General features: G+C 63.3%; 26 protein-coding genes. 5 read left to right on the top strand and 21 right to left on the bottom strand.

Annotated features, from left to right (window positions below; translation table 11 throughout):
• Nucleotides 1-6 precede the first annotated feature (6 nt).
• Nucleotides 7-2,172, top strand: a complete 2,166-nt coding sequence (locus QF092_RS18835; RefSeq protein WP_281470338.1) for a sigma factor-like helix-turn-helix DNA-binding protein — start codon at nt 7-9, stop codon at nt 2,170-2,172.
• A 73-nt stretch (nt 2,173-2,245) separates the two neighbouring features.
• Here the strand turns inward: QF092_RS18835 and QF092_RS18830 are convergent, their stop codons facing one another.
• The 3 genes from QF092_RS18830 to QF092_RS18820 all read right to left on the bottom strand — a co-directional run bounded on the left by QF092_RS18830 (nt 2,246) and on the right by QF092_RS18820 (nt 8,943).
• Nucleotides 2,246-3,178, bottom strand: a complete 933-nt coding sequence (locus QF092_RS18830) for an SLOG family protein (RefSeq protein WP_281470337.1) — start codon at nt 3,176-3,178, stop codon at nt 2,246-2,248.
• Between the two features lie 368 nt (nt 3,179-3,546).
• Nucleotides 3,547-4,578 (bottom strand): DUF7146 domain-containing protein, encoded by a 1,032-nt coding sequence (locus tag QF092_RS18825; protein ID WP_281470335.1) that lies wholly within the window; start codon nt 4,576-4,578, stop codon nt 3,547-3,549.
• Nucleotides 4,579-4,581: 3 nt separating this feature from the next.
• Entirely contained in the window at nt 4,582-8,943 is a 4,362-nt protein-coding gene (locus QF092_RS18820; RefSeq protein ID WP_281470333.1) for a strawberry notch-like NTP hydrolase domain-containing protein, read from the bottom strand.
• Between the two features lie 179 nt (nt 8,944-9,122).
• Here QF092_RS18820 and QF092_RS18815 point away from each other — a divergent pair, with 179 nt between their 5' ends.
• Nucleotides 9,123-9,419 carry a hypothetical protein gene (locus QF092_RS18815; protein WP_281470331.1) on the top strand — a complete coding sequence of 99 codons (297 nt, stop codon included), beginning with the start codon at nt 9,123-9,125 and terminating at the stop codon, nt 9,417-9,419.
• 157 nt (nt 9,420-9,576) lie between these two features.
• On the opposite strand, the gene QF092_RS18810 is transcribed toward QF092_RS18815, so the two are convergent.
• From QF092_RS18810 to QF092_RS18800, 3 genes are read right to left on the bottom strand one after another with little or no spacing between them, the layout of a single operon-like run.
• Complete coding sequence (locus QF092_RS18810) at nt 9,577-10,362, bottom strand: ImmA/IrrE family metallo-endopeptidase (protein ID WP_281470329.1); 786 nt, start codon at nt 10,360-10,362, stop codon at nt 9,577-9,579.
• Nucleotides 10,362-10,802 carry a hypothetical protein gene (locus QF092_RS18805; RefSeq protein ID WP_281470327.1) on the bottom strand — a complete coding sequence of 147 codons (441 nt, stop codon included), beginning with the start codon at nt 10,800-10,802 and terminating at the stop codon, nt 10,362-10,364. Before QF092_RS18805 ends, QF092_RS18810 begins: the two co-directional genes overlap by 1 nt.
• Nucleotides 10,799-11,380: a sigma-70 RNA polymerase sigma factor region 4 domain-containing protein gene (locus tag QF092_RS18800; protein ID WP_281470325.1), complete on the bottom strand. Its 582-nt coding sequence runs from the start codon at nt 11,378-11,380 to the stop codon at nt 10,799-10,801. The genes QF092_RS18805 and QF092_RS18800 overlap by 4 nt, the downstream gene beginning before the upstream one ends.
• A 148-nt stretch (nt 11,381-11,528) precedes the next feature.
• Between QF092_RS18800 and QF092_RS18795 the strand changes: the two genes are divergently transcribed.
• Together QF092_RS18795 and QF092_RS18790 are read left to right on the top strand one after the other, a co-directional pair.
• The gene (locus QF092_RS18795) at nt 11,529-11,807 is read left to right on the top strand and encodes a hypothetical protein (RefSeq protein ID WP_281470322.1); all 279 of its coding nucleotides are present in this window, start codon (nt 11,529-11,531) and stop codon (nt 11,805-11,807) included.
• 17 nt (nt 11,808-11,824) lie between these two features.
• Complete coding sequence (locus tag QF092_RS18790) at nt 11,825-12,082, top strand: hypothetical protein (protein WP_281470321.1); 258 nt, start codon at nt 11,825-11,827, stop codon at nt 12,080-12,082.
• Nucleotides 12,083-12,449: 367 nt separating this feature from the next.
• Here QF092_RS18790 and QF092_RS18785 read toward each other — a convergent pair whose 3' ends face one another.
• Genes QF092_RS18785 through QF092_RS18775 form a run of 3 tightly spaced genes read right to left on the bottom strand, consistent with a single transcriptional unit; the run spans nt 12,450 to nt 14,291 of the window.
• Nucleotides 12,450-13,151, bottom strand: a complete 702-nt coding sequence (locus QF092_RS18785; RefSeq protein ID WP_281470319.1) for an RES family NAD+ phosphorylase — start codon at nt 13,149-13,151, stop codon at nt 12,450-12,452.
• The gene (locus QF092_RS18780; protein ID WP_281470317.1) at nt 13,148-13,549 is read right to left on the bottom strand and encodes an MbcA/ParS/Xre antitoxin family protein; all 402 of its coding nucleotides are present in this window, start codon (nt 13,547-13,549) and stop codon (nt 13,148-13,150) included. The genes QF092_RS18785 and QF092_RS18780 overlap by 4 nt, the downstream gene beginning before the upstream one ends.
• A gap of 58 nt (nt 13,550-13,607) precedes the next feature.
• Entirely contained in the window at nt 13,608-14,291 is a 684-nt protein-coding gene (locus tag QF092_RS18775) for an antitoxin of toxin-antitoxin stability system (RefSeq protein WP_281470315.1), read from the bottom strand.
• A gap of 79 nt (nt 14,292-14,370) precedes the next feature.
• Between QF092_RS18775 and QF092_RS18770 the strand changes: the two genes are divergently transcribed.
• Nucleotides 14,371-15,393 carry an IS110 family RNA-guided transposase gene (locus QF092_RS18770; protein ID WP_281470313.1) on the top strand — a complete coding sequence of 341 codons (1,023 nt, stop codon included), beginning with the start codon at nt 14,371-14,373 and terminating at the stop codon, nt 15,391-15,393.
• Nucleotides 15,394-15,733: 340 nt separating this feature from the next.
• On the opposite strand, the gene QF092_RS18765 is transcribed toward QF092_RS18770, so the two are convergent.
• From QF092_RS18765 to QF092_RS18710, 12 genes are all read right to left on the bottom strand, one after another.
• A complete protein-coding gene (locus tag QF092_RS18765) occupies nt 15,734-16,183 on the bottom strand; it encodes a hypothetical protein (protein WP_281470312.1) in 450 nt (149 codons plus the stop codon).
• A 75-nt stretch (nt 16,184-16,258) separates the two neighbouring features.
• Nucleotides 16,259-16,456 (bottom strand): hypothetical protein, encoded by a 198-nt coding sequence (locus QF092_RS18760; protein WP_281470309.1) that lies wholly within the window; start codon nt 16,454-16,456, stop codon nt 16,259-16,261.
• 1 nt (nt 16,457) lies between these two features.
• Entirely contained in the window at nt 16,458-16,835 is a 378-nt protein-coding gene (locus QF092_RS18755) for a DUF6915 family protein (RefSeq protein ID WP_281470307.1), read from the bottom strand.
• Between the two features lie 10 nt (nt 16,836-16,845).
• On the bottom strand, nt 16,846-17,337 hold the full coding sequence (locus tag QF092_RS18750; RefSeq protein WP_281470305.1) for a DUF6878 family protein: 492 nt from the start codon (nt 17,335-17,337) through the stop codon (nt 16,846-16,848).
• A 101-nt stretch (nt 17,338-17,438) separates the two neighbouring features.
• A complete protein-coding gene (locus QF092_RS18745; protein WP_281470303.1) occupies nt 17,439-17,957 on the bottom strand; it encodes a DNA repair protein RadC in 519 nt (172 codons plus the stop codon).
• 108 nt (nt 17,958-18,065) lie between these two features.
• A complete protein-coding gene (locus QF092_RS18740; RefSeq protein WP_281470301.1) occupies nt 18,066-18,506 on the bottom strand; it encodes a JAB domain-containing protein in 441 nt (146 codons plus the stop codon).
• Nucleotides 18,507-18,632: 126 nt separating this feature from the next.
• Entirely contained in the window at nt 18,633-19,832 is a 1,200-nt protein-coding gene (locus QF092_RS18735; RefSeq protein WP_281470299.1) for a DUF932 domain-containing protein, read from the bottom strand.
• Nucleotides 19,833-19,971: 139 nt separating this feature from the next.
• The gene (locus QF092_RS18730; RefSeq protein ID WP_281470297.1) at nt 19,972-20,931 is read right to left on the bottom strand and encodes a sugar phosphate isomerase/epimerase family protein; all 960 of its coding nucleotides are present in this window, start codon (nt 20,929-20,931) and stop codon (nt 19,972-19,974) included.
• On the bottom strand, nt 20,928-21,932 hold the full coding sequence (locus tag QF092_RS18725) for a Gfo/Idh/MocA family oxidoreductase (RefSeq protein WP_281470295.1): 1,005 nt from the start codon (nt 21,930-21,932) through the stop codon (nt 20,928-20,930). Before QF092_RS18725 ends, QF092_RS18730 begins: the two co-directional genes overlap by 4 nt.
• Nucleotides 21,933-21,947: 15 nt before the next feature.
• Nucleotides 21,948-22,259, bottom strand: coding sequence for a MocE family 2Fe-2S type ferredoxin (locus QF092_RS18720; RefSeq protein ID WP_281470293.1), 312 nt, complete (start codon nt 22,257-22,259; stop codon nt 21,948-21,950).
• Between the two features lie 145 nt (nt 22,260-22,404).
• Nucleotides 22,405-23,220 carry an ATP-binding cassette domain-containing protein gene (locus QF092_RS18715; RefSeq protein WP_420026553.1) on the bottom strand — a complete coding sequence of 272 codons (816 nt, stop codon included), beginning with the start codon at nt 23,218-23,220 and terminating at the stop codon, nt 22,405-22,407.
• A 2-nt stretch (nt 23,221-23,222) separates the two neighbouring features.
• On the bottom strand, nt 23,223-24,227 hold the full coding sequence (locus tag QF092_RS18710; protein WP_281470289.1) for an ABC transporter permease: 1,005 nt from the start codon (nt 24,225-24,227) through the stop codon (nt 23,223-23,225).
• Between the last annotated feature and the right edge of the window lie 54 nt (nt 24,228-24,281).

Below are 24,281 nucleotides of genomic sequence, written 5' to 3'. Positions count from 1 at the left end.
AGGCGGATGTCTTTCCCCTACTTGCTTACTCGGCTTGGTGAACTCAAGATCGAACACCTCCAACTGGACGAGCTGACAACGGACGCGCTCCGGCGGCGCGGAGCCATGAGCATCGCCTTGTTGGTCGCTGAACTGGGAAAGGAACGTTACCCGACCAAGGAGGGCCTTGCGGCGATCGCAGCCCTCGAGGGCTTGGCCACAGTTTGCGGCCCCCGGGACGTCGACTGGCTGACCTATTGGGCGGGGAATGACCATCGGTTCCATCACCGGTTCCTCACCTGTCCAGAACTCGAGGAATTCACACCGGAAAACCCTGTCTGCGGGATAGGGAAGTCGAACTTCGGGAACGCCGGCGCCATGCTGCAACGGGCCGGATACGCGACACTCGGGTGTCTGGCGAAGGGTCTGCGGGAGGGCCTTCCGGAAGTGCCGGGGATGGGGGCCAAGAAGTGGTCCGAACTATTTGAGACAATCGTTAAACTGATAAGGGACCTCCGGGAGGGTCGGGTTTCCGCTGAGATCCTTTCGGCCCGCTTTCCTCTTGCAGGGCAGGTGCCAATTTCCGAAGTAGAATTTCAGCCAACTTTTGACATTGGAGAGAGAGCGCGCGCGCTTCATCTCGGTGTCCTTCATCTCGGGTCGAAGACCTCGACTCTCGAAGCCCATGGCATCCGGACAATCGGGCAGGCAGCAGACGCGTTCCAGTCACTCCTGTCCCTCGCCGGGATCGGTCGTGCGACGGTTAACATGATGGAAACACGAATCCACCTTCTTGCCGGGGCACAGGTGGAAAATGGTGATGTCGACTGGGGGCGATACTGCTATGGCGCAGGAATCCCGCTGCTGCCCGAGGCAGGCGATCCCGCCGACGGAAACTCGTTTGTCGCCGGCCTCTCGGATGTGATCGCGGAGATCGGGCAAAAGCTCGATGATGACGTGCTGAAACTCATCATCGACCGAAGACTGTCACGCCTTCCGCATCTGCGCGCGACGCTTGAGGAAGTGGGCACCACCGACGGGGTCAATTTGACGAGGGAGCGGGTGCGGCAGATCGAGAGCCGTTTTTTGAAGTGGATGGTCGCCGCCCTGCTGGACGATGACTACAGCAACTTCGATGTCCACTTCCGGCCCTCCTTTGCAGGCTTTTGGCGCGCGGCGGCGGACAGGTTCTCGGGAGCGGACGAGATTTCCAACTCGGCCCTTCTCGATGGCCTAGCGGAGGTATGGCAGGTCGACGCAGCTCTTCTAACTGATCACCTTCCCTTCATCATCACGATCATGACCGGCGATGTTCCGTCCGGAAGATCACTCGGGGACGGTGTCCGCCTCGGAAAGGAGTTCCTGAACCTCCCGGTTACGACGGCCACCTTGCCCCTGCGAAGGCTTCAGATCGGCAAGGCGGTCAGAACGCTCGAAGGCCATGGGATTGCAACTCTCGGACAATTTGTCGACGCGATCCGGACAGGTTCGATCTCCCGGGCAAGCGGAAGTCACTTCCGTGCCGCCATCGATCATTTGACATGCCTTGAAGGTGGGATTGACGATGTCACAGGAATTGATTGGGACAACTACCTCGCCAAAACGGGAACCACCGTGTTGCCCGATGAAAGGACCGGCACGCCCCAGACATTCCTTCAGATGCTCAATCCCGCATTGACCAAGTTGCTTGAGATCGGAAATCCGGTAGGCAGATCACCGATCATCTTCGCGCGCCGAACGTCCCACCCGGTGGAAGTCCGCATCACGACCGAAGGCCTTGCACGGGAGCTCAATACGCATGGGCCAACCGTGAAGCGGGCAGAAACCGAATTGCTCCAGTTCCTCAACGAAGTCCTGATCGGGGGCAACCTCGCCATCGCTGGCGTCCATGTTCGTGAAGACTTCCTTTCTATGTGGAAGGAGGCAGCGGACTGCTTCGGGGAAGCCGACGGGGATGTGGCACGGTTCAAGGCCAACCTTGCTTCGCGATGGCTGGTCGACAGGGAGGAATTGGACCGGGCGCTTCCGACCCTGGTCGCAGTACTAACAGGCTATCCTTACAAACGCCTCGGGCGCTACACTAAGCTACAGGCACCTATTGCGCAGGTCGTAGTGCCGCTGCCGAGTGTTCCATCCGATGTCGGGGATGTTCCAGTCCGGATCATGCTTCGTGGGTTCAGGAGGCAGCACTGAATAGAAGAGCCCAACTTTTCGATTAAGTGCAGCCAACCGACTGACTGAAGACGTGTTTGAACTAGTTGGGGGCTCACGCCCCCTTCTCGAACTTCATGACCGGGATACCGAGCTTTTTGGCCTTGTCGGCGAGGTTCTCCTGGATGCCATTGCCTGGGAAGACGAGGACGCCCACGGGCAGCACTTCGAGCATGGCGTCGTTGCGCTTGAAGGGCGCAGCCTTGGCGTGCTTGGTCCAGTCAGGCTTGAAGGCAACCTGCGTCACGCCGCGGGCCTCGGCCCATTTGGCGGCGATGAGTTCGGCGCCCTTGGGGCTTCCACCGTGCAGGAGAACCATGTCGGGATACTTGGTCCGGACCTGGTCGAGCTTGCCCCAGATCAGGCGGTGATCGTTGAAGTCGGTCCCGCCGGTGAGGGCGACCTTGGGGCCTGCGGGCAGCATCACCTCGGTCTCCGCGCGGCGCTTGGCGGCCAGGAAGTCGCGACTGTCGATCAGCGCCGCGGTCATGTGCTGGCGGTTCACCATCGAACCGGTGCGGGGCCGCCAGGTCGATCCCGTGTGATGGACGAACTCGGTCGCGGCGTGATCGCGCATCATGTCCATGCAGTTGCGCCGTTCGATCAGCGTCAGGCCTTCGACCGTCAGGCGCTCGAGTTCGGTGGATTTCACCTCGGAGCCGTCCTGCTCGCGCTGGAGGCGGCGCTGCGCCTGCTCGTTTTCATCGAGCGACCGCTCGATCCGGGCCGTGGCGCGGTGAAAGAGGTTGACCTGGCCCCAGAGCACCTCTTCGAGGTCGGGCTCCATGCGGGTGTCTTCGAGGGTCGCAACGAGGGCGTCGAAGATGTCGGCAACGGCGACCGCAAGGCGCTGCCCATCGGGCATCGGGCGCGGATCTGGCTCGTCAAAGGGGCGGTAGCCGTAGAGCTGCAGCTCGTCGAGCGCATGGGCGGTCTGGGATGCGGTATGGGCGGGTTCATACGCATCGTCGTGGGTGTGGATCGTCATCTTCTTCTTGCCTCCGGGCCTGTCTGGTCCGCGCGTCATCCCGCGCGGCCTTCATGGGCTGCGAAAGCCGTGGGAGGGGACGCCCCTTCACCCCCTTTCGGGGCCGGAACGCATGTGGAGGAGGTCGGGGGGCGACTGATTTGTCTTTCGCGATGCAAAGGCGGGGCTCGCCCCCGTCGGCGGAAATCAGTCGCTCCCCGTCCTTGAAGGGGCGGCCCCTTTGACGGCCGCCTGCCCATCTCTTGAAGGCCGCTCGGGGGACGGGTGGATGAGTTTGCCCGGGAAGAGGCTAGGCGACGGTCCAGAGCCACGACAGGGACCCGTGACCCCTGCCCCGATATCCCCGACCGCCCCCTACGCGACGCGGATCAGCCTGTCAGGCGATGCCAATCCTCGGGCTCGATCTGCCCTGCCAGATGCTGGCGCAGCGCCTCCTTGCCGTATGCCCGGAGATCATCGTTGAAATCCCCGAGAAGCGGTTCCAGCACATGGCAACCAATCCCGGCGTCAAGGGCTCTGGCGCTCAACCTCTCCGCCGCGCGTTGGCCGGCCGGATCGCGATCGATGGCGATGTAGAGGCGCTGCAAACCCTCCGGCGGCAGGACCGCCCCGAGGTGACCGGACGAGAGCGCCGCCCAGACGGGAAGGCCCGGCACTGCCTCGACCAGGGACAGCATGGTCTCGATGCCTTCACCGACCACGAGGATGTCGTCATGCGGGGTCAGCCTGACGGCATTGCCGAGAAGGTGACCCATGGCACGCCGCTGCGTCTCGACCCGCGCCTTCCCCTGTCCGTCAGGCGCAAGCCAGGTGCGATGCACGCCCTGCAGGGCCCCTGCCCCATCGGTGACCGCGGCGATCAGCGCCGGTCTGGGGAAGCTCCGGGTCTGGCCCTCATCCCGATGCCAGCACTTCGGGTGGAAGCGCAGGGCGCTCATCCTGCCGCCTTGGGTCAGGCCGCGGGCGCGGAGGTAGGTGTCGGCAAGCGTGCCTGCGACCGGCATAGAGGCTGCAAACAGACGCGCCGCCGCCGCTGGCGTGCCTCCTGCGGCCTTGGCCTTCCTTTGCACTTGCTTATCCGGGAGGACTGGCTGCGGACGGCCCAGATGCGCCCGGGCTTCAGCCAGAAGGTCGGGAAAGCGCGAGATCCCGGTCCTCTCGCGGATGATGTCGAGAAGATCGCCATGCTCGCCCGTGGCTCCGTCGGTGAACTTGCCGGCCGCGCCCGGTCCCGACGCGGGCCCAGTCAACCGTACAAAGAGCGACCGGCCAGGGTTGTTCTGCAAATCGCCCACGATCCAGTAGGATCCCTCCCGCCGTCCGGCGGGAAGGTAAGCGCGACAGACGCCTTCAGCATTCTCCGCCAAAGCTCGGATCACATCTTCGGTCTCGGAATACATGGGTCAACAACCTCCGCGTGCATGTAGTCCCGTCACAGGACAACGTACAAGCAGACGCTCCAGTACCGCGATGCCGGTAGGATCAGTCGGGCAAAATAGCCTTAGCTTCCAGCTGATGATCTCCGAGAAAAAGCCATCTGCCTTGAGCCGGTCCTTGGCGGCTTCGGTGAACCCGGAGAGTTCGATCCGGTTCACGCCCATGACGCGGGATCGGTAGAGTTCCATCCCCTCGGCGAGCCGCACGACGGTCTTACCCTCAACAACAAGGGCATGGACCTGCGACGCCGTGAGCTTCTGCGCATCGTCAGCAAGCGTCGACGCGACCCAGGCGGGCGAGACCCGGCGGCCGATGATGCGCTGCCCGTCATCGGTCTGCAGGCGGTAGACGCGGGTCTCATCTTGGGGGAGCTGCTTCCAGATAGGCAGCAGGAGACCCGCCACGATGTGCAGGGTGGACTCGCTGAACTCCGGCACCTCGGCCAGTTCCGCGGTCCAGGCGGCGATAAAGGCCGCGCGGTTGGCTTCGAGCCAGTGGGTATCGTCCATGATCCTGGCCGGAACCGTGCTGGCCTCCGTCGGTCGGATCAAGCGCAGGCGGGGCTCGATGGCGCCGTCATCCAGCATCAGGCTGGTGGCGGGCACCTTTACCGCGGCCCGGCCCGAGCGGCTGTTGAGCAGCAGGCGTGCTTTTGGGTCGTCGAGCCAGTCGAGTGCATCCGCAAGCGAGGTCGGCGTGTTGCGCCGCTTCTCCGCGATGGTCAGGAGCTGGGTTTCCGCGCCGGAGCCGGGATGTGTGTAGATCACCCGCGCATCCGTGACGCGGAAGCTTTCGGCGCGCAGCGTCTCGAGCCCGACGTCGTAGACCCCAGCAGCGATGGCGCCCTCGATCCGCTGGTCGAGCAATTGCTCGAAGGCCGAAAAGAGCACGGCCTGCATGTCGATCGTCAGCGCGAGCAGGCGATTGAGGAAGGTCGTGATCGGCGGCAGGTCGTCCCTCAGACCATTGTCATCGGTCAGGCTGAGACCGGTGGCATCCTCGAAGGCCCCGAGCGAACAACCCGCCACATCGCCGCGATAGATGCGGCGGTAGAGCTGACGCAGTGCGTCTCGGGCATAGAGCGACTCGAGGTTGTCCTCGGGCCGGAACAGCCCCTGGCCCCCGGTCTGACGCTGACCCCGCGTGATGGCGCCGAGCGTGTCGAGGCGGCGCGCGATGGTCGACAGGAACCGCTTTTCTGCTTTCACATCGGTGGCGACGGGGCGGAACAGCGGCGGCTGCGCCTGATTGGTGCGGTTGGTCCGCCCGAGGCCTTGGATGGCCGCATCGGCTTTCCAACCGGGCTCCAAAAGGTAATGGACCCGCAGGCGCTGGTTCTTGGCGCCGAGATCGGCGTGATAGCTGCGACCCGTGCCGCCAGCATCAGAGAAGACCAGGACGCGCTTCTGATCATCCATGAAGGCGGCGGTCTCGGACAGGTTGGCCGAGCCGGCACGGCTTTCGACGACAAGCCGCGCGGCGTGCCCCTCGCCCTTGCGCACGATGCGGCGCGAGCGGCCCGTTACCTCGGCCACAAGATCGGTGCCGAAGCGCTGGACGATCTGGTCGAGCGCGCCCGGGACGGGAGGAAGCGAGGCCAGCTTTTCAATCAGGGCATCGCGCCTGCGGGCGGCCTCGCGGCATTCGACCGGCTGGCCATCACGCACCACAGGCCGAGAGGACAGATTGCCCTCGCTGTCGGTGAAGGGCTCATAGAGCTGCACCGGAAATGAATGGGCGAGGTAGTCCAGGACGTATTCCCGTGGCGTGATGTCGACGCGGATGTCGTTCCACTCCTCGGTCGGGATCTCCGACAGGCGGCGCTCCATCAGTGCCTCGCCGGTCGAGACGATCTGGATGACGGCCGCATGGCCTGCGGCGAGATCGGCATCGATGGCGGCGATCAGGGTCGGGGTTTTCAGGCTGGTCAGCAGATGGCCGAAGAAGCGCTGCTTGGCGGACTCGAAGGCCGAGCGGGCAGCGGACTTGGCCTGGCGGTTCAGAGTACCAGACTCTCCGGTGATGTTCGCAGCCTCCATGGCGGCCGCGAGGTTGTTGTGGATGATGGCGAAGGCCCCGGCATAGGCATCGTAGATGCCGCGTTGCTCAGGGGTCAGCGCATGCTCGAGCATCTCATATTCGACGCCGTCATAGGAGAGCGACCGGGCGGTGTAGAGACCAAGCGACCGCAGGTCGCGGGCGAGAACCTCCATCGCAGCGACGCCGCCCGCTTCGATGGCTTGCACGAATTCCGCCCGTGTCGCGAACGGAAAATCCTCGCCGCCCCAGAGGCCGAGCCGCTGCGCATAGGCGAGATTGTGCACCGTCGTGGCTCCCGTGGCAGAGACGTAGACCACGCGGGCATTCGCCAGCTTGTGCTGCAGGCGCAGGCCCGCCCTGCCCTGCTGCGAGGCCTCCGTATCGCCGCGCTCGCCCTTGGACCCTGCGGCATTGGCCATGGCATGGCTTTCATCGAACAGGATTACTCCGTCGAAATCCGCCCCGAGCCAGTCTACGATCTGATCGACGCGGGATTTCTTGGCGCCGCGTTCTTCGGAGCGCAGCGTGGCGTAGGTGGTGAAAAGGACGCCTTCGGTCAGCGGGATGTCGCGGCCTTGGGCAAAGCGCGAGAGCGGCGTCACCAGAAGACGCTCCTGGCCAACCGCTGCCCAGTCGCGCTGCGCATCCTCCAGCAGCTTGTCGCTCTTCGAGATCCAGAGCGCCTTGCGGCGGCCCTGGCACCAGTTGTCGAGCAGGATCCCTGCCGACTGGCGGCCCTTGCCCGCCCCGGTACCGTCGCCAAGGAAGAAGCCGCGGCGGAAGCGGACAGCGTCCGCGGCATTGTCGGGGGCGGCTGAGACCATGTCGCCGGTCTCATCGACGGTCCAGGAGCCGGCGAGATACGCGCCATGCGCCTCACCCGCGTAGATGACTGTCTCGAGCTGCGCGTCGGAGAGCATGCCGTCGCGTAGCACGGCGGCGGGCAGTTTGGGACGATAGGAGGGTTTCGGGGGCGTAACCGAAGCCATAGCCGCCGATTGCACGAGCTTGGTCGGGTGCGGGGCTGCGCCGGGGATGTCGATCGCCTGCAGCCGGAAGGTCTCGTAGATCGCGTCAGAAAGGCGCGCGGTATTGGCCTCCGCAGTGGCATCGCGCAGCGTGTAGGCCAGATCTTCGGCCTCGATTTGTGCGCTGGAGTGGTGGGGCTGGGCCGCAGGAGTCGCGCGCGTTGTGCTGATGGCAGCGCGCGTGGCGCGGGCAGGATTTCCCGGGAAGGGAGAGGTGGGGCGAATTGCTGCTACTACGTCCGGGTCCAACGCGAGGCGCGGTGGGACAGAGGCTGCAATCTGCGAGAGCAAGGTGGCGACATCGGGCGATATCGGGCGCGCCAGTTCGAGGGTGATGCCGCCCGGCTCACCGCCCCGGCACTTGTCGAAGACCGAAATCCGCGTCTCGAAGCTGGTGCCGTGCTTGGCGAAGGCGGCACCGGACACCGCACCCGTAAAGACCAGATGCGCGGTCTCGGTCAGGCGGGCAAAGGTTTCCGCCCAGGCGGGCGCATCCGGCGCGAAACCGGCACCGGTGATGGCGACCAGCCGACCACCGGGGGCCAGTCGCGCAAGCGCCGAGCGAAGATGCCGGGCCGTCGCCTCGGTCGTCCGACCATCGACATTGGCCACAGCCGAAAACGGCGGGTTCATCAGGATAACGCTCGGGCGAAATCCTGCGTCGAGGTGATCGTCGATCTGCGCGCCGTCGAAACGGGTGACAGGGCACCCCAGGAAAAGGTGACGCAGAAGATCGGCTCGGGTCTCGGCCAGCTCGTTCAGAGCGAAACTGCCGCCCGCGATCTCGGCGAGGATCGCCAGAAGCCCGGTCCCGGCCGAAGGCTCGAGGACCAGGTCACGCGGGGTGATCTGCGCTGCAGCGAGAGCCGCCAGTCCCATCGGCAGCGGCGTCGAGAATTGCTGGAAGCGCTCCATCTCCTCCGAGCGCCGGGTATGCGTCGGCAAGAGGCCCGCCACCTTGGTGAGGATCGGCAGCAACGCGGCAGGTGAGCCCGCCCGGGCCAGAAGCGCGCGGCCGAACTTCCGCAGGAAGAGGACCTGCCCCACCTCGCCCGCCTCATAGGCAAGCTTCCAATCCCAGGCGCCATCGGCATCGGAGCCGCCAAATGCGCGCTCCATCTCCAGCCGCAGACGCAGCGCGTCAATCTGGAAGCCTTGAGCGAGATCGGGCTGCAAAGCCTCGGCCACGGCGAGGATCGCGGACGCGGGATCGCGAGAGGAAACGAGAACGGGAGGCGCAACAGGCGCGAGATAAGTCATCGGGAAACTCCGGAATGAGGGACAGGGACAGGCCCAGACACCCTCTCTCTCGGGCACCCTCAGGCCTGATCTTCCCCCGCCCATCTCTCCCTCTCGAACCGACGCGCGCCAGAGCTTCGGCTTGATTTTGTTCCTGTTATGTTCTATATTTAAAGCCAAGCCAGCAAGGGAGTTTCCCGATGGACAGCACCACGCACGCCCTGCCCGCGACGCCCAAGCAGATCGCCTATGCGCGGTCGCTCGCCCTTCGCAACAAGACCCTCCTGCCATGGGAGGTTCAGCAGGACCGCCGGTCCCTGAGCGCCTGGATCGAGGCGCAGGCCCAGCTGAAGCCGGTATCTGAAATGGACAAGCTGCCCACGTCCAAGCAGGTGGCCTTCGCGGAGAAACTCGCCCGGTTCAAACGACGCGCCGTCCCGGACGAATGCTTCCGCGACAAGGGGCTAATGTCGAAGTGGATCGACGGGAACGGGTGACCTGAAGCGAATCGCCACCCTAGAGACAGAACTCTCCCAAAACCCGAAGGGTTCTGACCAACCTATGCGTCCAGCCTAAGCTATTGATTTCATGCTGAGCCGAACTCTGGGCCAGAAACGGCCGTTTTTGGAAAGCATTCTGTGTGTTTACTGATAGCTACCGTCGATACCCACGGTAGTCCTGCTCTTCGAGCATCGCAGCATCGCAGAATACCAGCAGTGTAAGGGTTTCCTCCGGGCCGACCCTGATCGTCTGCTCCTGAATCTCGAACCGATCAGAACCGGCACGCTCGAACCAAGCATCCGCCCCGATCTTGCGCAGCATCGGGTTGTCGGGATCGAGACCGAACTGGATGCCAAAGGCGTAGCTCTCGGCGTCGAGGGTGTCTTGAGGGAACCAACGGTCCGGGACACTGGGCGAACGGACGAACCACTTCCTACCCTTCGGCCCATGGCAAACCAGCATCGACGGCGTGTGATCAGTTTCGACAAGACGGATTGCCGTGGCGGTCTGGCTAGAATCGAAGGCATCTGCCAAGGCCTTGATCGCCGTGAAGTTCAGCTTCTTCTGCGCTTGCGCGAGCGGTCGGAATAGATAGCCGGGCATAAGCAAATCAGCCGCATATCCATCAGCGATGCGCTCGGGCGAAACGCCGGTCCTTGGTCTGTACTCATCGACCCGGCAGGCGAGGCAACGGCCTCGATGGTGGTGCCAGTGGCCCAGCTCGTGCGCGATGGAAAACCGCTTTCTGCGCCACTGGCTGTCTTGGTTGATCGTGATGATCGCGCGGTCGGCTGTCCCGACTATCCTGGCTTCGCAACCGTCGAGCCGCCTGTAGCGGACCTTAGCATTGACATGGTAGGCGACCGCTTCAAGGTCTATCTCGGCTGGATCGGTAACGCCCAACTCCTGGAGCAGTGTTTCGGCAGGCGACGGCCGCATCAGGTCTTTCCGATGTCCTGATCGCCGTCCAGCAGGCCCAGTTCGGCAAGCTCCTCGAGCATCCCGACCACATCGGAATCCGAAAGTTCGTCTTCCTTGCGCGCCGCAAGCGTCAGGCCGGGAATGCTATCTGCGCGTGCGATTAAAGCACGAAGGCGGGCGCGGGCGTCGGCGATATCGACAACCGGCACGGAAAGTCTTTTTTCAACTCGACGGCTGGAAGCAACACCGGCCTTCGCCGCGTTCATGCGTGCCTTGTTCGCCGCCAGCAGTCTGTTTTCGAACATCGACCGCATTTTGGCAGCGTGCCTTTCGGGATCGCCGCCGTCTTCTCGGAACTCGGCCAGAACCTCGTCGTCGGACAAGTTGAGAATGTCATCAACGAACTCATCTGCCAGCCGGTCGATCGGCCGACCGGCTTTGTCGTTCTTACCGGTCATGGCTGCCATCCTTCGGGATATCTCTTGTCGATCCGACGGCGGATCAGCTTTCGTTTGGAATCGTAGGCTGTCCTGTCGAGACCGGTCAACTCTCGCAGGTCCTCCGCCGTCATGCCCTCCATAGTGCCTTCCACAATGTCCTTCGCTGCCGAGTCGTCCTCGAAGAGCGCGAGCAGATCGGCACGCATCCGCGCGTCCTGCTCGGCCTGTACGATCCTGGACTCCACACTCTGCGCAGGGTCCGGGACACTCATGGCTGTCGCAGCGCCGCTTCCGCCCTCGATGGAGACGAGGGCAGGGCGGCGATCTGCCTTTTCCTGCTCGCCGTCGGCGATGCTGCGTATGGCCTCGGCCAAAAAACGCACCGCGTCCACATGCGCCGGGCAGACACGGCTGCCATCGAGCGCGCGGACGAACGCCTCCTGCAGCAGGTCTTGGGCAGGAACGGCGGGGCGCGCATAGTAAGCGGCGACCTTTTTTAGCCGCACCCAATCGGCGGCAGAAAGGCCTCGGATCGCCTCAACGATCTCGGCGCTGCTTCTGGCGGTCGCGGGTTCCTGCAAACTCACACCTTCCATCCCTCTTCGCTCTCCTATGCGGGAGAGCAGCTCCTGCGCGGACATGAGACGGCGGATGTCCGAGACCTCCCCCGATGTCCGCATAGGGAGTCGAGGCGCATCAGGGCCGGTTTCCGGTCCGCGTCGCGATACCGACAGGAGAACAAAAATGATCTACGCGATCAACTACGACCTGAAGCGGCCGGGTCAGAACTACGACGAGTTGCACAAGGCCATCAAGAACCTCGGGGACTGGTGGCACTACCTCGGATCGACCTGGCTGGTCGATACCAATCTGAACGCCAGCGGCGTCTGGGACCGGCTGGCCCCCCACTTCGACAAGAACGATCGCGTCCTCGTGATCGGCGTCACCCGCGACTATTCGGGCTGGCTGACTCAGGAGGCTTGGGAATGGATCAACAGTCGGCTCAACAGGCTGGCAGCCTAAGAGAAGGAGCGAGGCAGATGCGTGTGCAAGGTGCGGTGATCCGCGAGCAGGGTCAGACCTTTGCCGTCGTGGTGGTGAAACCCCATGTGGTGCAGAACAGCGTGGCGGCCGCCGACGCGATCCGGGGCTTCGGCCCAGTCTTCGGCGTGCCGGTCGTGCTGATGTCGCAGGACGGGCGCGGTCGGCCCACCTATTACGGTCGGCCGGACATCGCCCGCTTTTTGTCGCGGGTGCCGCTGCGGTCGATCCCGTGGCGCGAATACACGATCACATGATCATGGCGGGTAGGGGTGCCGATCTCTACTTAGTGTTGCGGTCGGCTCTAGTACTGGAAGCTCGAACTGAATGAACTGCGCATTGAATTCGGATGGGGGATTGTCTGAAGAGGCGCTATTGACCTAGCGATTCAGTACGAAGGATGACGACCGTCAGCCAACGTTCGCGGCCTTGGCGCCCAGATCAGCAAGGAACTCCCTCCGCCTGCGAAATGCAGCCCGTAGCGCTTCCGCAGGTAACGGCGGACAGTCCAAAGCCTCAAAGAACGCCCCATGGTCGCATGGCTTCAAGGTTGTGACGTCCGCGCTGTTGTCATTTGCAGGCTTCATTTCTTCGGACCTCCAAGGGCGCTTGCGCTGTAAATCGTCAGCCGACAGCCGTAACCGAGTAGTGCGGCGTCCCATCCCAAACAAGATCCCAGGATGCGCCCGGCCGGACGTTCTGGATCGCGTGCGGCTCAAAGCAGACCAGGCAATTCCCGCCCGGCGCGGGAGCCCGAACTGAGGGATAGATCAGGCCCCGCGATCCAGCCCGGCGCAGATGCTGGGCGAGGCTTTGGCCCTCAGGATATCCAACAGCCGGATCGGGATGCAGAGCCGGATGGCCCGGCTCGTCGGTCATGTCATCGAAGATCCCGATGAAATCCGCCAGCAGTTCCACATAGCGGGCGCTGTCATGATAGCTGCCCGTAAAGCCGAGTTCGCGTGTGCGGTGCCAAGCCACTTCGCTGACGGACACCATCACGTCCCATGCGCAATACCACGCGCCGCGCTCCTCGGTGTTGAAGCGGTTTCCGCCGGCGCGGGTATAGGTGAAGGCGGCGTTGACATGGCTGTCGCCGTAGATGCGCAGATCTCGGCTGCGGCGCTGCCAGGCCAGCTCGCGCGGGTCCAGATGCGGGTTGCGGCCACGTTCCGCCAAAAGACGGCCGCTGGTCAGACCCTCGATTTCTGCCAGGATCTCCATTTCGTCATCGCTATCGACGAGACCCCGCAAGGACGGTGGCTTGTGGTAGGTGGCTGGCAGGAGACGGACGAGACCACGATCGGAAATCTCGGTCTGCTTCATGCCCCACCACGCAACGCATCAAGATAGGTCCGCACCGCGAGGATCTGCGGCAAGCCCCCGTCGATGGCGGTGTCAATCGGACGGCTGCCCCCGAACAGCGGGCCGGTGTTCGGGCGGGTGAACCAGCTGCGCGCGAGTGGCTCGGAGAAATAGAGTTCGAGCGATTTGTAGATGCCGATGACGGCGCTCAACCGCAGAAGCTGATCCTTGGTCAGTTCCCCCGCGAAATCCGGCTTCTTGGCGCGCTTCCAGGTGCTCTCCGACATGTCGGCAAGGCCTGCCGCTTCCTTGAGGCTGAGACCCCAGGCATCGGCCACGCGGGCGTAGGCCTTCAACGCGACGGCGTTGATCTGTGCAGGTTCCCGGATTTTCTCAGCAACATACATGGCACCCTCCATTGGTCTGAATATAGATCATATGACCTCCGTGTAAAGATCAAATGAACCGCCTACGCTCTCACCCGAACCGCCGCCCGGCTTCGGTAAACGTGTACTCGTTCACGATGATCCCCTCCTCGATGGCCTCGTCCGAGGTGAGGTGGTCGTATTCAGCCTGAAGCTGACGGTAGAGCCAGCGGGCCAGATCACGCAGCGCCTCGGTCACGATCTCCTCGGCGTCTTCGGTCGGCGGCTGCCAGGTCGGGCTGTCCCGCGTGACGTCCACCGACATCGTGTACTCGTGGTAGTAGCGCCCGCGATGGCTGACCTCGGCGGCAAGCTGGTAGAAGTTGCGGCGCTGGATGGCCTGCAGCCGGTCAGCGATGCCGTGCAGCGTCGCGTCCGTGGGCGCGTAGTCCCGGATGCGCGTGGCCCCGCCCTTGGCGTGGGACCAGTAGCTTTCAAAGCAAGCGCCGTCGCCCTGGCTGCAGAACCCGGAGAACCAGATACAGAGCTTGGGCCGTGTCCAGCCGCCCATCAGGCGGACGGGGGTGGTCTTCAGACGGATGCCGAGGATGTCGCAGACCCGCTCGAAATCCTCGTAGACCGCGTCCCACCAGTCATCGTGGGGGCCGAGTTCGCGATACCAGCTGCGCGCCTTTTCCTTGGCAGCATCCGAGAGTTCGGGGAACTGGTAGACGGTGGTGCAGATGACTTCAGATGCCGTAATGGGGCGGCCGCCCGACGCTGAAGCGGATCCCAAACTTTTTCCGCTGGGAAATTCGGGCGCTTCGTTGCTTGATTCAGGCCGCCTGTCATTAGGGTCAAGAGGGGAGTGATCTATGGGTGTTTTCGTTGGCATTGACGTATCTCTCGAGAATTCTGCGGTTTGCGCCGTGGACGAACACGGCAAGCTTTTGAAGGAAACGAAAGTTGCGAGTGACCCCGGGGCGTTGAACGCCTGCATCAGGAGCATGCCGGGAGTGGTAGAAGCGATTGGTATCGAAGCCGGACCCTTGTCCCAGTGGCTTCATAAATCTTTGACCGACCTTGGACTGCCGGTGGTGCTGATGGAGACCCGGCAAGTAAAAGCCGCCTTGAAAGCTGCGCCGGTAAAGACCGATCGCCGCGATGCTGCTGGCCTGGCCCGCTTGCTGCAGATGGGCTGGTTCCGGCCAGTCCATTGCAAGTCACTTTCCGCGCAGGAGCTTAGGGTGCTTCTCGGTGCACGCCGATCCGTGCAAGACGCCGCTATCAACATCGAGATGTCTATTCGGGGCATGCTGCGCAATTTCGGACTTCGACTTGGTCGGATTGGCAAAGTCAGCTTTGAAGACCGAGTTCGCGAATTGACCGATGGCAACAAGCTCATCCAGCTTTCAATCGAACCGATGCTCAGGGCTCGAGCTGCGTTGCGCAGCGAGCTTGTGCGCTTTGAACGCATGGCACGAGACATCACGCGCGAGGATCCAGTTTGTCGCTTGATGATGACGATGCCCGGTATTGGTCCGGTCGTCGCATTGACTGTCCGCTCAACCATCGATGACCCCGGCAGGTTTCGGCGGTCGAAAGATGTTGGCCCATCAATTGGATTGACACCTCGTCGCTACCAATCCGGAGAGACGGATATCATCGGCGGTGTCACCAAAGCTGGCGATATGGATATGCGGACCGCACTGTATCAAGCTGCCACCGTGGTGATCCATCGCTCGAAAAAGCCGAATTGGTTGCGCGCATGGGCGGAGCAGGTTGTTCGTAGGCGTGGCGTTAAGCGGGCCGCGGTCGCTCTGGCCCGCAGGATGGGTGTAATTCTGCATCGCATGTGGGTCGACAACACCGAATTCCAAGCTGCCAAGATGGCTTAAAGCCAGCCAAGTTGCCGCGACTGAAAACAACGAACTGGCCGACCTGAAAACCGGCCATCGAGGTCCTCACCAGGACGCGGTTTCCGATGACGCCGTTCGATGCCTTGTCGCCGGAGCATCCGCTTCGAGCACGTATCTCAGATAGGCGCGCGGAGACCGCTTTGAACCAGCATCAAGTTGGCGACCACTGCGTCGACCACGGACAGAAGCGCGAACCGGTGTAGGATCACATCGATGGAACGGGATCGAAAGCGCCAGAGGGGGTGACCGCCAAGACTTATCCGTTCCGCTTAGCCATGCCCTCGAAGCGCTCAGCCTCGAGGGGGCCTTTTGTTGAATATTACCCATTGACTGCACTGGCCCCATTACAGAAGGCATCGACGTCCTCCCCGCTCAGCGCAGCGGCCAGCCATTCCTGGCTGCTGGTCCAGCCGACGGATTTGCGTGCGCCGGGATCAAGGACATGCGCGCCGCCGCCGAAGGCGTCGAGGCGCGGCCGGGAGCAGGTCTGGGCATACTGGAACCCCCAGAGGCCGGTGAGGTCGAGCTCTTTGGCGAGGCGCAGCACGAAGCGGATGACGGCCTCGACATCGCCGTGGTCGTCGTCATGGATCCAGAGGGCGCTGCCATTGGGCGCGTCCTGGCGCACGAGGTCGAAGCCTGCGACCTCCGGGTCATCGGCGTCCTGATCTGCGGCGCGAAGTTCCTGGAACAGCGCGAGTGCTCGGGCCGCCTTTTCGGAAGTGCCGACGTCGAGCAGGCATGAGAAATGGGTGAAGTAATCCGCCATGGGTACCTCCTGAATGGGGAACGCCCGGCCAAGAGGCCGGGCACTGGAATGGGGTGAACGGATGCGTGGGGGCGATCAGTCGGTAGGCGTGTCGTCCGCCGCCTGTCGCGCGGCATGCGCGCAGAGCATCTGCCGGTAGAAGCGCTTGCGCGCGGCCCGGAAGCCGCGCACGGCGCGCGTGTCGGGGTGCAGCGCCCGGACCGCTGCCCGCAGAACAGTATAGGGCGAGGCCGTCACTGGCAGGCCGAGGCGCTGATAGGCCGGGTCGGTCATGTCAGGCGACCTCGACCACGGGCGAGGCGAGATGCGGATCGACCAGCGCCTCGATCCGCGCCGACCGGCCCATCCAAGGCTCGGGCCGGATGGCCTTTACCCAGTCAGCGAAACTCGGGATGAAGCCAAGGTCTTCCTTCACATGCTGCTCACCCACCCAGCGGGTCGGGATGATGCGCCCGGTCGAGAGGGTGAGGGTCGGCCCGAAGATCGTCTCGGCCATGAAGATGCCCTCAGCATGGTGGCGGAGCGCCCGGTGACGGAAGTCGGCCATGATCTCCTTGCTCTGGTCGAACCAGGCATGCACCGCGATGAAGTCGTCGACCGTGCCGCCCCATTTCTTCACCGAAGAGAGGGCGTGGTGATAGGGATGTGCCATCGCAGCCCCCTCAGAAATCATGGGTGAAGAGTTCGGACGAGGTGTACCGCTCGTTGAACTCGAGGTGGATGCAGCGGGCGGCCGCGTCGAAGCAGAACTCGCCCCAGCCGCCGTCGTTGTTCTCCCAGCCGCCATGGCTGTCGGAGAGGAAGTCGTAAGCGAGTTGCTCCACGACATCCTCCAGCGACAGCTGCCGCATCTCCACCTCGGGGTCATCCCAGGTCAGCGCGGCGTATTCGACCTCGGTCGCGGGAAACTCGACCGCGGTCTCGCCGGACCAGGCGCCGATGCTTTCGATCTGGCCACTGTCGCCAGCACCGTCGAAGGTCACGGTGACATGGGTGATGCCGGCGGCCATGAGACCATCGAAGAGGCGGTCCTTGTTGCCGGGGCGCAAGGCTTCGATCCGGGCCGCGCGCGCGGCATGCGCTGCGAAGATCTGCGCCATGTCGACGGTCGAGGGCGCCATCGGCGGCGCCAGGGTAGGTTCAGTCAGGGTCATCGGATGTCTCCGGTCAGGGGAAGGGATCGGAGCCGGGCCGGGCGATCTCTCTCCCCCGGACAAGCTCCAAATCGCCCCTGCCCACCTCTGTCTCTCAGACTTCAAGCAGCGACCTGCAGCGCCCGGGCGGCGAAGGCGCGCCAGAGCGGGTCGACGAGACGCCCGTCCAGAAGATCGGCGCGGTGGCGCAGCCGCTGCGCGAGATCGGGCTCACCCCAGGTGGCCGCGCGGCCCGCCTGCGCGCGTAGCTGGCTCGCCTCGGTCACGACGCCCCGCGCCTCGGCCGCGCTCGTCACCGGGTGGCACCAAGCGACGGCGTGGTCGCTGGACGCCCCGGCCAACACGAGGCGCTCATCGCGATCGAGGATTGCCAGAAGCTGGGGCGCGGCATCCGGGGCGATCCCCTCGGCATGGTCGATCGCGCCCTGCATGGCCTCGGCCAGCGACGCGAAACAGGCGAGGACGAGCGGGGCGGCGCGGCCCGACATGAGATCGGCCGGTGCGCGGCGCGACAGGGTCAAGGCGAAGGGATGATTGGGATCGGCGTCGGCAGTCGGAAAGTGCGGTGTGACGCCACGCGCGTAGGCGGTCGAGTGAATCGGCAAGGGCAGGTCGAACATGGGAAGATCTCCGACGGCGCGGGAAGCCTCTCTCCCCACCTCATCCGTCAAAGAGCAAACCGCAGCCCTCTTCCTCGAAGGGGCAGCGGTGATGGGTCCGATGGGCCCTCAGAGCTTGCCGAGGGCCCGCAGGCTCAGCTCGGTCTCGGCCCCGACGATGATGTGGTCGTGCAGCGTCAGGCCGAGATACTTGCACCCCTTCTGGATCTCCTTTGTCATGCTGAGATCGGCCTCCGACGGCGTCGGATCGCCCGAGGGGTGGTTGTGGATCAGGATCAAGGCGCTGGCGTTCAGCATCAGCGCCCGCTTGATCACCTCGCGCGGATAGACCGGGACATGATCGACCGTGCCGGTCGACAAGAGCTCATCGGAGATGATGCGGTTCTTGCGGTCGAGGTAGAGCACGTGGAAGCGCTCGATGGGCCCACGAACGCTGAACGCACAATAGTCCATCAGCGCCTGCCAGCTGCCGATGACCGGGTTCTGACTGAGGTAGCGGCCGAGGATGTCACGGGCCTCGAGGATGACGGTTTCTTCCTGAGGGGTCATGAAGGTTCTCGCTGAAAAGCGCAGGCCGAAGCCCCCTGCCCTCTCGAGGCGGGGCCAGCGGCATGCTGTTTGAAGGGGAAAGCGCGACCGCCGCGCGCGAGGGCGGTCGCGTTGTCGGGCCAGGCGTCAGCCGACCCGGTCGAGGAGCTTCTTGGCGCGCCCCTCCATGTCGAGGCGGGCATCCTGCTGGGTCTTGTCGCGTGCCAGGCGCGTGATGCCTTGCACGAAATCGAAGATGCTCTCGGGCGGGCGACCTTCCTCCATCAGCACCTTCTCGATGATCTTGCCGGACTCCGCCTTCGAGAAGCCGCGCTTGCGCAGGAAGTCATCCCGATCCTCGTCTGTCCGCGCCACGATCTGCTGCCGCGCCGCCTTGATGCCGTTCACGAAGCCCTGCGGCGAGGAATTGGCAAACCGCGTCAGCGCGGGTGCCGCTTCATGCGCAAAGCGGGAGGCCGCGTATTTCGAGTGGCGGATGGTGATCTCCTGGAAATCCTCGACGCCCCAGAGGTTGCGGTTCTGGCACACGGCTCGCAGGTAGAAGCTCGCCATGCCGAGGGTCTTGGCCCCTACCTCGGAGTTCCAGCAGTAGAAGCCCCGGAAGTAGAGATCAGGGGAACCGTCCGGCAGCCGGCCCGCCTCGATCGGGTTGTGATCGTCAACGAGGAACAGGAAGACATCGCGGTCTGAAGCATAGAGCGTGGTCGTATCGCGGCTGATCTCGACATCGGGGTTATAGAAACCGGTCGACCAATCGAGCACGCCCGGCACTTTCCAGCGTGTGTCGCCGGTGCCATTGCCCGCGATGCGCTGCACCGCCTCGACGAGCTCGTGGTCATGGATGCGGCCATAGTCGGGGCCGGTCACCGCACGCAGTTCGGTGCGGCCATCCTCGGTCTCGAAGGTCTTCACCTGCTCTGCGCGGTGGTTCGTCAGGCCATATTGCAAGTTGATGCCCGCCAGCGGCGCGGGCAACTGCCGCAGGTACGAGGCCGGAGCACCAACGATGCTGGCAAGCTGGCCGAAGGCCCAATGCGTCGGTGCGACCGGTTCATGCGCTTTCGGCAGCATCAGGTGCAGCCGCTCGGGGTTGTCGCGCGCGGCTTCGATGCGAATGTCCGCAGTCTGCACGACCCGGCTGCGGCTGCGCTCGGAGCGGCCCTTCACATTGGCCCAGAGATCGTCGAGCGACAGATACCGCTCATCATCGGGCCGGTTGAACCATTCGGACGACACCCGCCCGTTCCGCTCACCCCGGCTCACATCCACTTTCCAGCCACCCGCCCGCGCCGGTGCGACTGGATCCAGAACTTCTACAACGCCCATCGGCTATCTCCCGCGACGGGCGCCGGGAGCCACTCTCCCAGCCCTCAACCCGTCACTGGGAAACCGGCACTCCTCTGACTCTGGCTGATGTGAAGGGCGGAAAGCAGCCATTCGCATCTGTCGTGCGAATGGCATGCGTTTAGATCGCTTGGGGTTGGTAATCGGCGGGGGCCGACGGCATCACGCATTGCAGGAGCGCAACGGACTTCTCCAGCCCTTCGAGGGAGTTGAGCAGGACATCCTCATGCTCGATGGACAGCCAGCCATTATAGCCCGCCATCTTGAGGCGATAGCAGAACTGCCGCCACCACTCCTCGCCATGCCCGAAGCCCAGCGTAATGTAGCTCCAGGACCTCGCGGGGATGTCCATCAAGCTGCCGTTTTCCAAAAGGCTAGTGGTCGCCTGCCTCGGCGCGTTCAGAAAGGTATCCTTGGCATGAACGTGATAGACAGCATCGCCAAGCGCCTCGGCGGCGATCAGGGGATCGGCCCCCATCCAGAAAAGGTGGGACGGGTCGAGGTTCGCGCCCACGACGGGGCCGACGGCGGCACGCAGCTTGAGGAGCGACGGCACGTTGTAGACGACCTGATTGCCGTGCAGTTCCAGCGCGATCCGCTCGACTCCGCAAGACCGCGCCAGCGCCACGATCTCGGTCCAGAAGGGGATCAGTTTCTCTTCCCACTGATAACGGAGGATGGCTTGGGTTTCGGGCGGCCACGACGACACCACCCAGTTCGGCATGGTGTCGGTCGGGCTTCCGGCAGGCAGGCCCGACATGGTGCAGACGGTCTTGATCCCCATTTCACCCGCAACGCGGATGGTGTCGCGCAGCCCCTGTCCTTGCGCCCGGTCGGTCGGATGCAGCGGGTTGCCATTGGCGTTCATGCTGATCACCTCAAGCCCACGTTCCGCGAAGGCGCTCAGGAACGCCTTCTGCTTGGCCGTATTGCCGAGCATCCCCGTCAGGTCGAAATGCGGCGCGGTAGACCAGCCGCAGGTGTTCACCTCGACCCCGCTGACACCCATGCGCGCGGCATGGTCCAACATCGTCTCGAAGGGCAGCCCGCCAAGGCTGTCGGACACGAACCCCAGTTTCATTTGTAGAACTCCGGCTTTTTCATCATTTCCACAGGCACCTTGCGCCCCTCGGCCAAGGCTTTGACGCCCGCTTCGGCCACCACGGCCGCGGCGTAACCGTCCCATGCGCTCGACCCGATCTCGGGGAAGACGCCCGTCTGCACAAAGCGGACAAAGGCGCGGTTCTGGCGCACATAAGCCTCGTGGTATCGGCCGCGCCAATCGGCGTCATAGCCGACCTGTTGGCAAAGATTCTGGTCCAGCCGAGTATAGGCGACGGGGTTCATGGCGATCCCGCCCTTTTCCCCGACCAACTCGGCCCGCACATCGTAGCCATAGGCCGCATTGTTGTTGATCTCGATGTCCACGACCTGCCCGTCCACGGTTTCCAGCACCATGAACACGGGGGCCACCACCGCATCCGACCGCTTCGGTTGCCATGCCGAGATCGTCGCGTAATCCGTCCCCAACACCAGCCGCACCACGTCGAACTCATGCGGCGCGGAATTGGTGATCGCCATCGCGCCGGTGAAATCGGCGGCAGGTGTCGCCACGTTGCGGTGGAAGTTGTGCATCATCAGCGCGCGGCCGATCCGGCCCTCGGTTAGGGCGCGACGCATCTCCATGTAGGACTGGTCATAACGGCGCATGAAGCCAAGCTGGACGAAACTACGACCCGCAGCCTGTTCCGCCTCCATGACCTGCACGCAGTCTGCAGACTTCTGCGACAGGGGTTTTTCGCACAGCACGGGCTTGCCTGCCGCGATAGATGCCATCGAAAGGGGCGCATGAGTGAAGTCGGGCGATGCCACTATCACCGCATCTACGTCCGAGGACGTGATTGCGGCATCTGGATCCGTGAGGACATGCCTCGCCCCAACCGTATCGGCTACAGCACGTGCACGCGTTTCCGAGGCATCGCAGACGATTGTGATCGTCGCCCCCGGGATCTCCTCAGCAAAGATGCGGGCATGGTCGCAGCCCATGATCCCAGCACCGATGACAGCAAGTCTAATCGTCATGTTCGATCCGTCTGCTCAAAGCTCGATGAAAACGTCCGCGCCCTCGACCTTCACGGGAAAGATCCGCAGGTTCACGCAAGCGGGCGCGCGCGTCGCCTCGCCGGTCCGATAGTCGAAGGTTGCATTGTGCTTGGGGCATTCGACGGCCCCGTCCATCACCAGCCCATCGCAGAGATGCACCTTCTCATGGCTGCATATGCCATCCATCGCGAAGAACTCGTCGTCCTCGCTGCGGACGATGATGAAGGTCTGGGTTCCGTGATCGAAACGGATCATGTCGTCGGGTTCGATGTCATCGGTGGCGCAGGCGCGGATCCAGCTTGGCATTGTCTTCCTCGAAGGTCTTGAATTCGCCGGACCGGAGGGAGACCGGTCCGGCGCTTGTCGCGCAAGGCCCCAGCCGGGAGAGGCGGGCACCTTGCCTGATGTCGGGACAGGGAGGAGGAGAAGTCGATCCTGCCCCGGCAACCCCTTACGCCGCCTTTGGCGGGTGGCCATCATGGCTGGCCATGTAACTCTCGATTTCGGCCTCGAGGCTTGCCATCGAAGCACCGCCCGCCATGAGATCCGTGATCTCTTCGCGGGTCTTCTCGCCCTTCTTGAAGTCCGCAGCGACGGCTCCACGGATCAGGACCGCGAAGTGGTCACCCACGGCCATCGCATGCATGACCTGATGGGTAATGAAGATCACCGCGAGGCCTCGGCGTTTCGCTTCGTTCACGATCCGAAGGACATGCGTTGCCTGCTTCACCCCAAGCGCGGCGGTCGGTTCGTCAAGGATCAGCACCCGTGCGCCGAAGTGGACGGCACGGGCGATGGCCAAAGACTGGCGTTCGCCACCTGACAAGCCCCCGACAAGCCGGTCGCCGTCGGTAATGCGGGTAATGCCCATCTCCTGCACGGCCTTGACCGCGATCTCGTTGGCTTTCTTCCGGTCGTAGATCTTGAACGGTCCCCAGCCCTTGGTCGGCTCTACGCCGACAAAGAATGACCGCCCGATGGACATGAGGGGAAAGGTGCCGCCGAACTGGTGGACTGTCGAAATCCCTGCCTCCTGCGCTGCTCGCGGTGCGGGGAAAGTGACAGGCTGACCGTCCAGTTCGATCGTGCCGGTGGTCGGCTGATGGACACCGGAAAGAATGCGGATAAGAGTCGATTTCCCTGCCCCGTTGTCGCCGAGAAGACAGAGAACCTCACCGGCACGGACATCGAGGTTGATGTCATGCAGGACGTCGATGGGACCGAAGGACTTGTTGATGTTCTTCAGTGAAAGGATGGGAGCAGTCACGGTCACGCCCCTTTCTTCTTGGTCGTGGCGGCGAGCGCCATCTTGCGGAAGGTGTTATTCATCAGCACTGCGACCAGAAGCATGACACCGATTATCAAGCTCGACAGGTTTCGGTCGAAGTCCGTGAAATAGATGCCTTGGTTTACGATGGCGAAGGTGATGGTGCCGAAGAAGATCCCGACCACCGACCCGAAGCCCCCCGTCAACAATACCCCGCCTACCACGACGGAGATGATGGTGTTGAAGATGTAGCTCTGCCCTGCGGAGACCTGTGCCGAGTTAAACAGGATCGTCTGGCACATTCCGACGAAGGAGGCAGAGACCGAGGACAGCACAAATAGTCCGATGGTCACCGCATCTGTCGGGATGCCGGCATTGCGGGCAGACACCTTGTCACCGCCAAGAGCGTAGACCCAGTTCCCCCACGGCGACATGTGCAGGAAGAAAAAGAACATGGCGGTCAGCACGACCCACCAGATTACCATGACCTGATAGGTCCCGAAGATGAAACTCCCGAAGATCGCTTTCGCCCAAGGCTCAATGTTCGGCATGGAAACCGAGGTGGTGTTTGTTAGCACGATGGACAGGAAAAGCATCAGTCCTGCCACGGCGAAGAGCGTGCCCATCGTGACGATAAGCGACGGAACGGCTGTTCGGACCACCACGATCCCGTTGATCAGGCCGACGATCACCCCGAAGGCAAGCGTCACGGCAATGCCGACGACGATGGGCAACCCGTAGTATCCAGAAACGATTCCGATGGTCATCGAGGCCGCAGGCACCATTGCCCCGATGGATATATCAAGCTCGCCCGCAATCATCAGAAAGCCCACGGGCACAGCGATGATGCCAAGGTTGGCAGCCACGTTCAGCCAGCTTGCAATACCTTGGGGCGACACAAACAGCACGCCCCCAAAGATCGTGAAGAAGATGGCCACGAAGACCATGCCCAGAAATGCACCCGCTTCGGGCCGCCTCATAAGGACATCAAGTGAAAGTTTTCCCATTGGTGCATCTCCCCCGGGCGTCGTCAAAGAATACGGGGCCAGCCGGAAGGGCCG

The sequence above is a fragment of the Fuscovulum ytuae genome, from assembly GCF_029953595.1.
GTDB lineage: Bacteria > Pseudomonadota > Alphaproteobacteria > Rhodobacterales > Rhodobacteraceae > Paragemmobacter > Paragemmobacter ytuae.
Note: the sequence above shows the minus strand (reverse complement) of the source record. Positions and strands in the feature narration are given on the sequence as shown.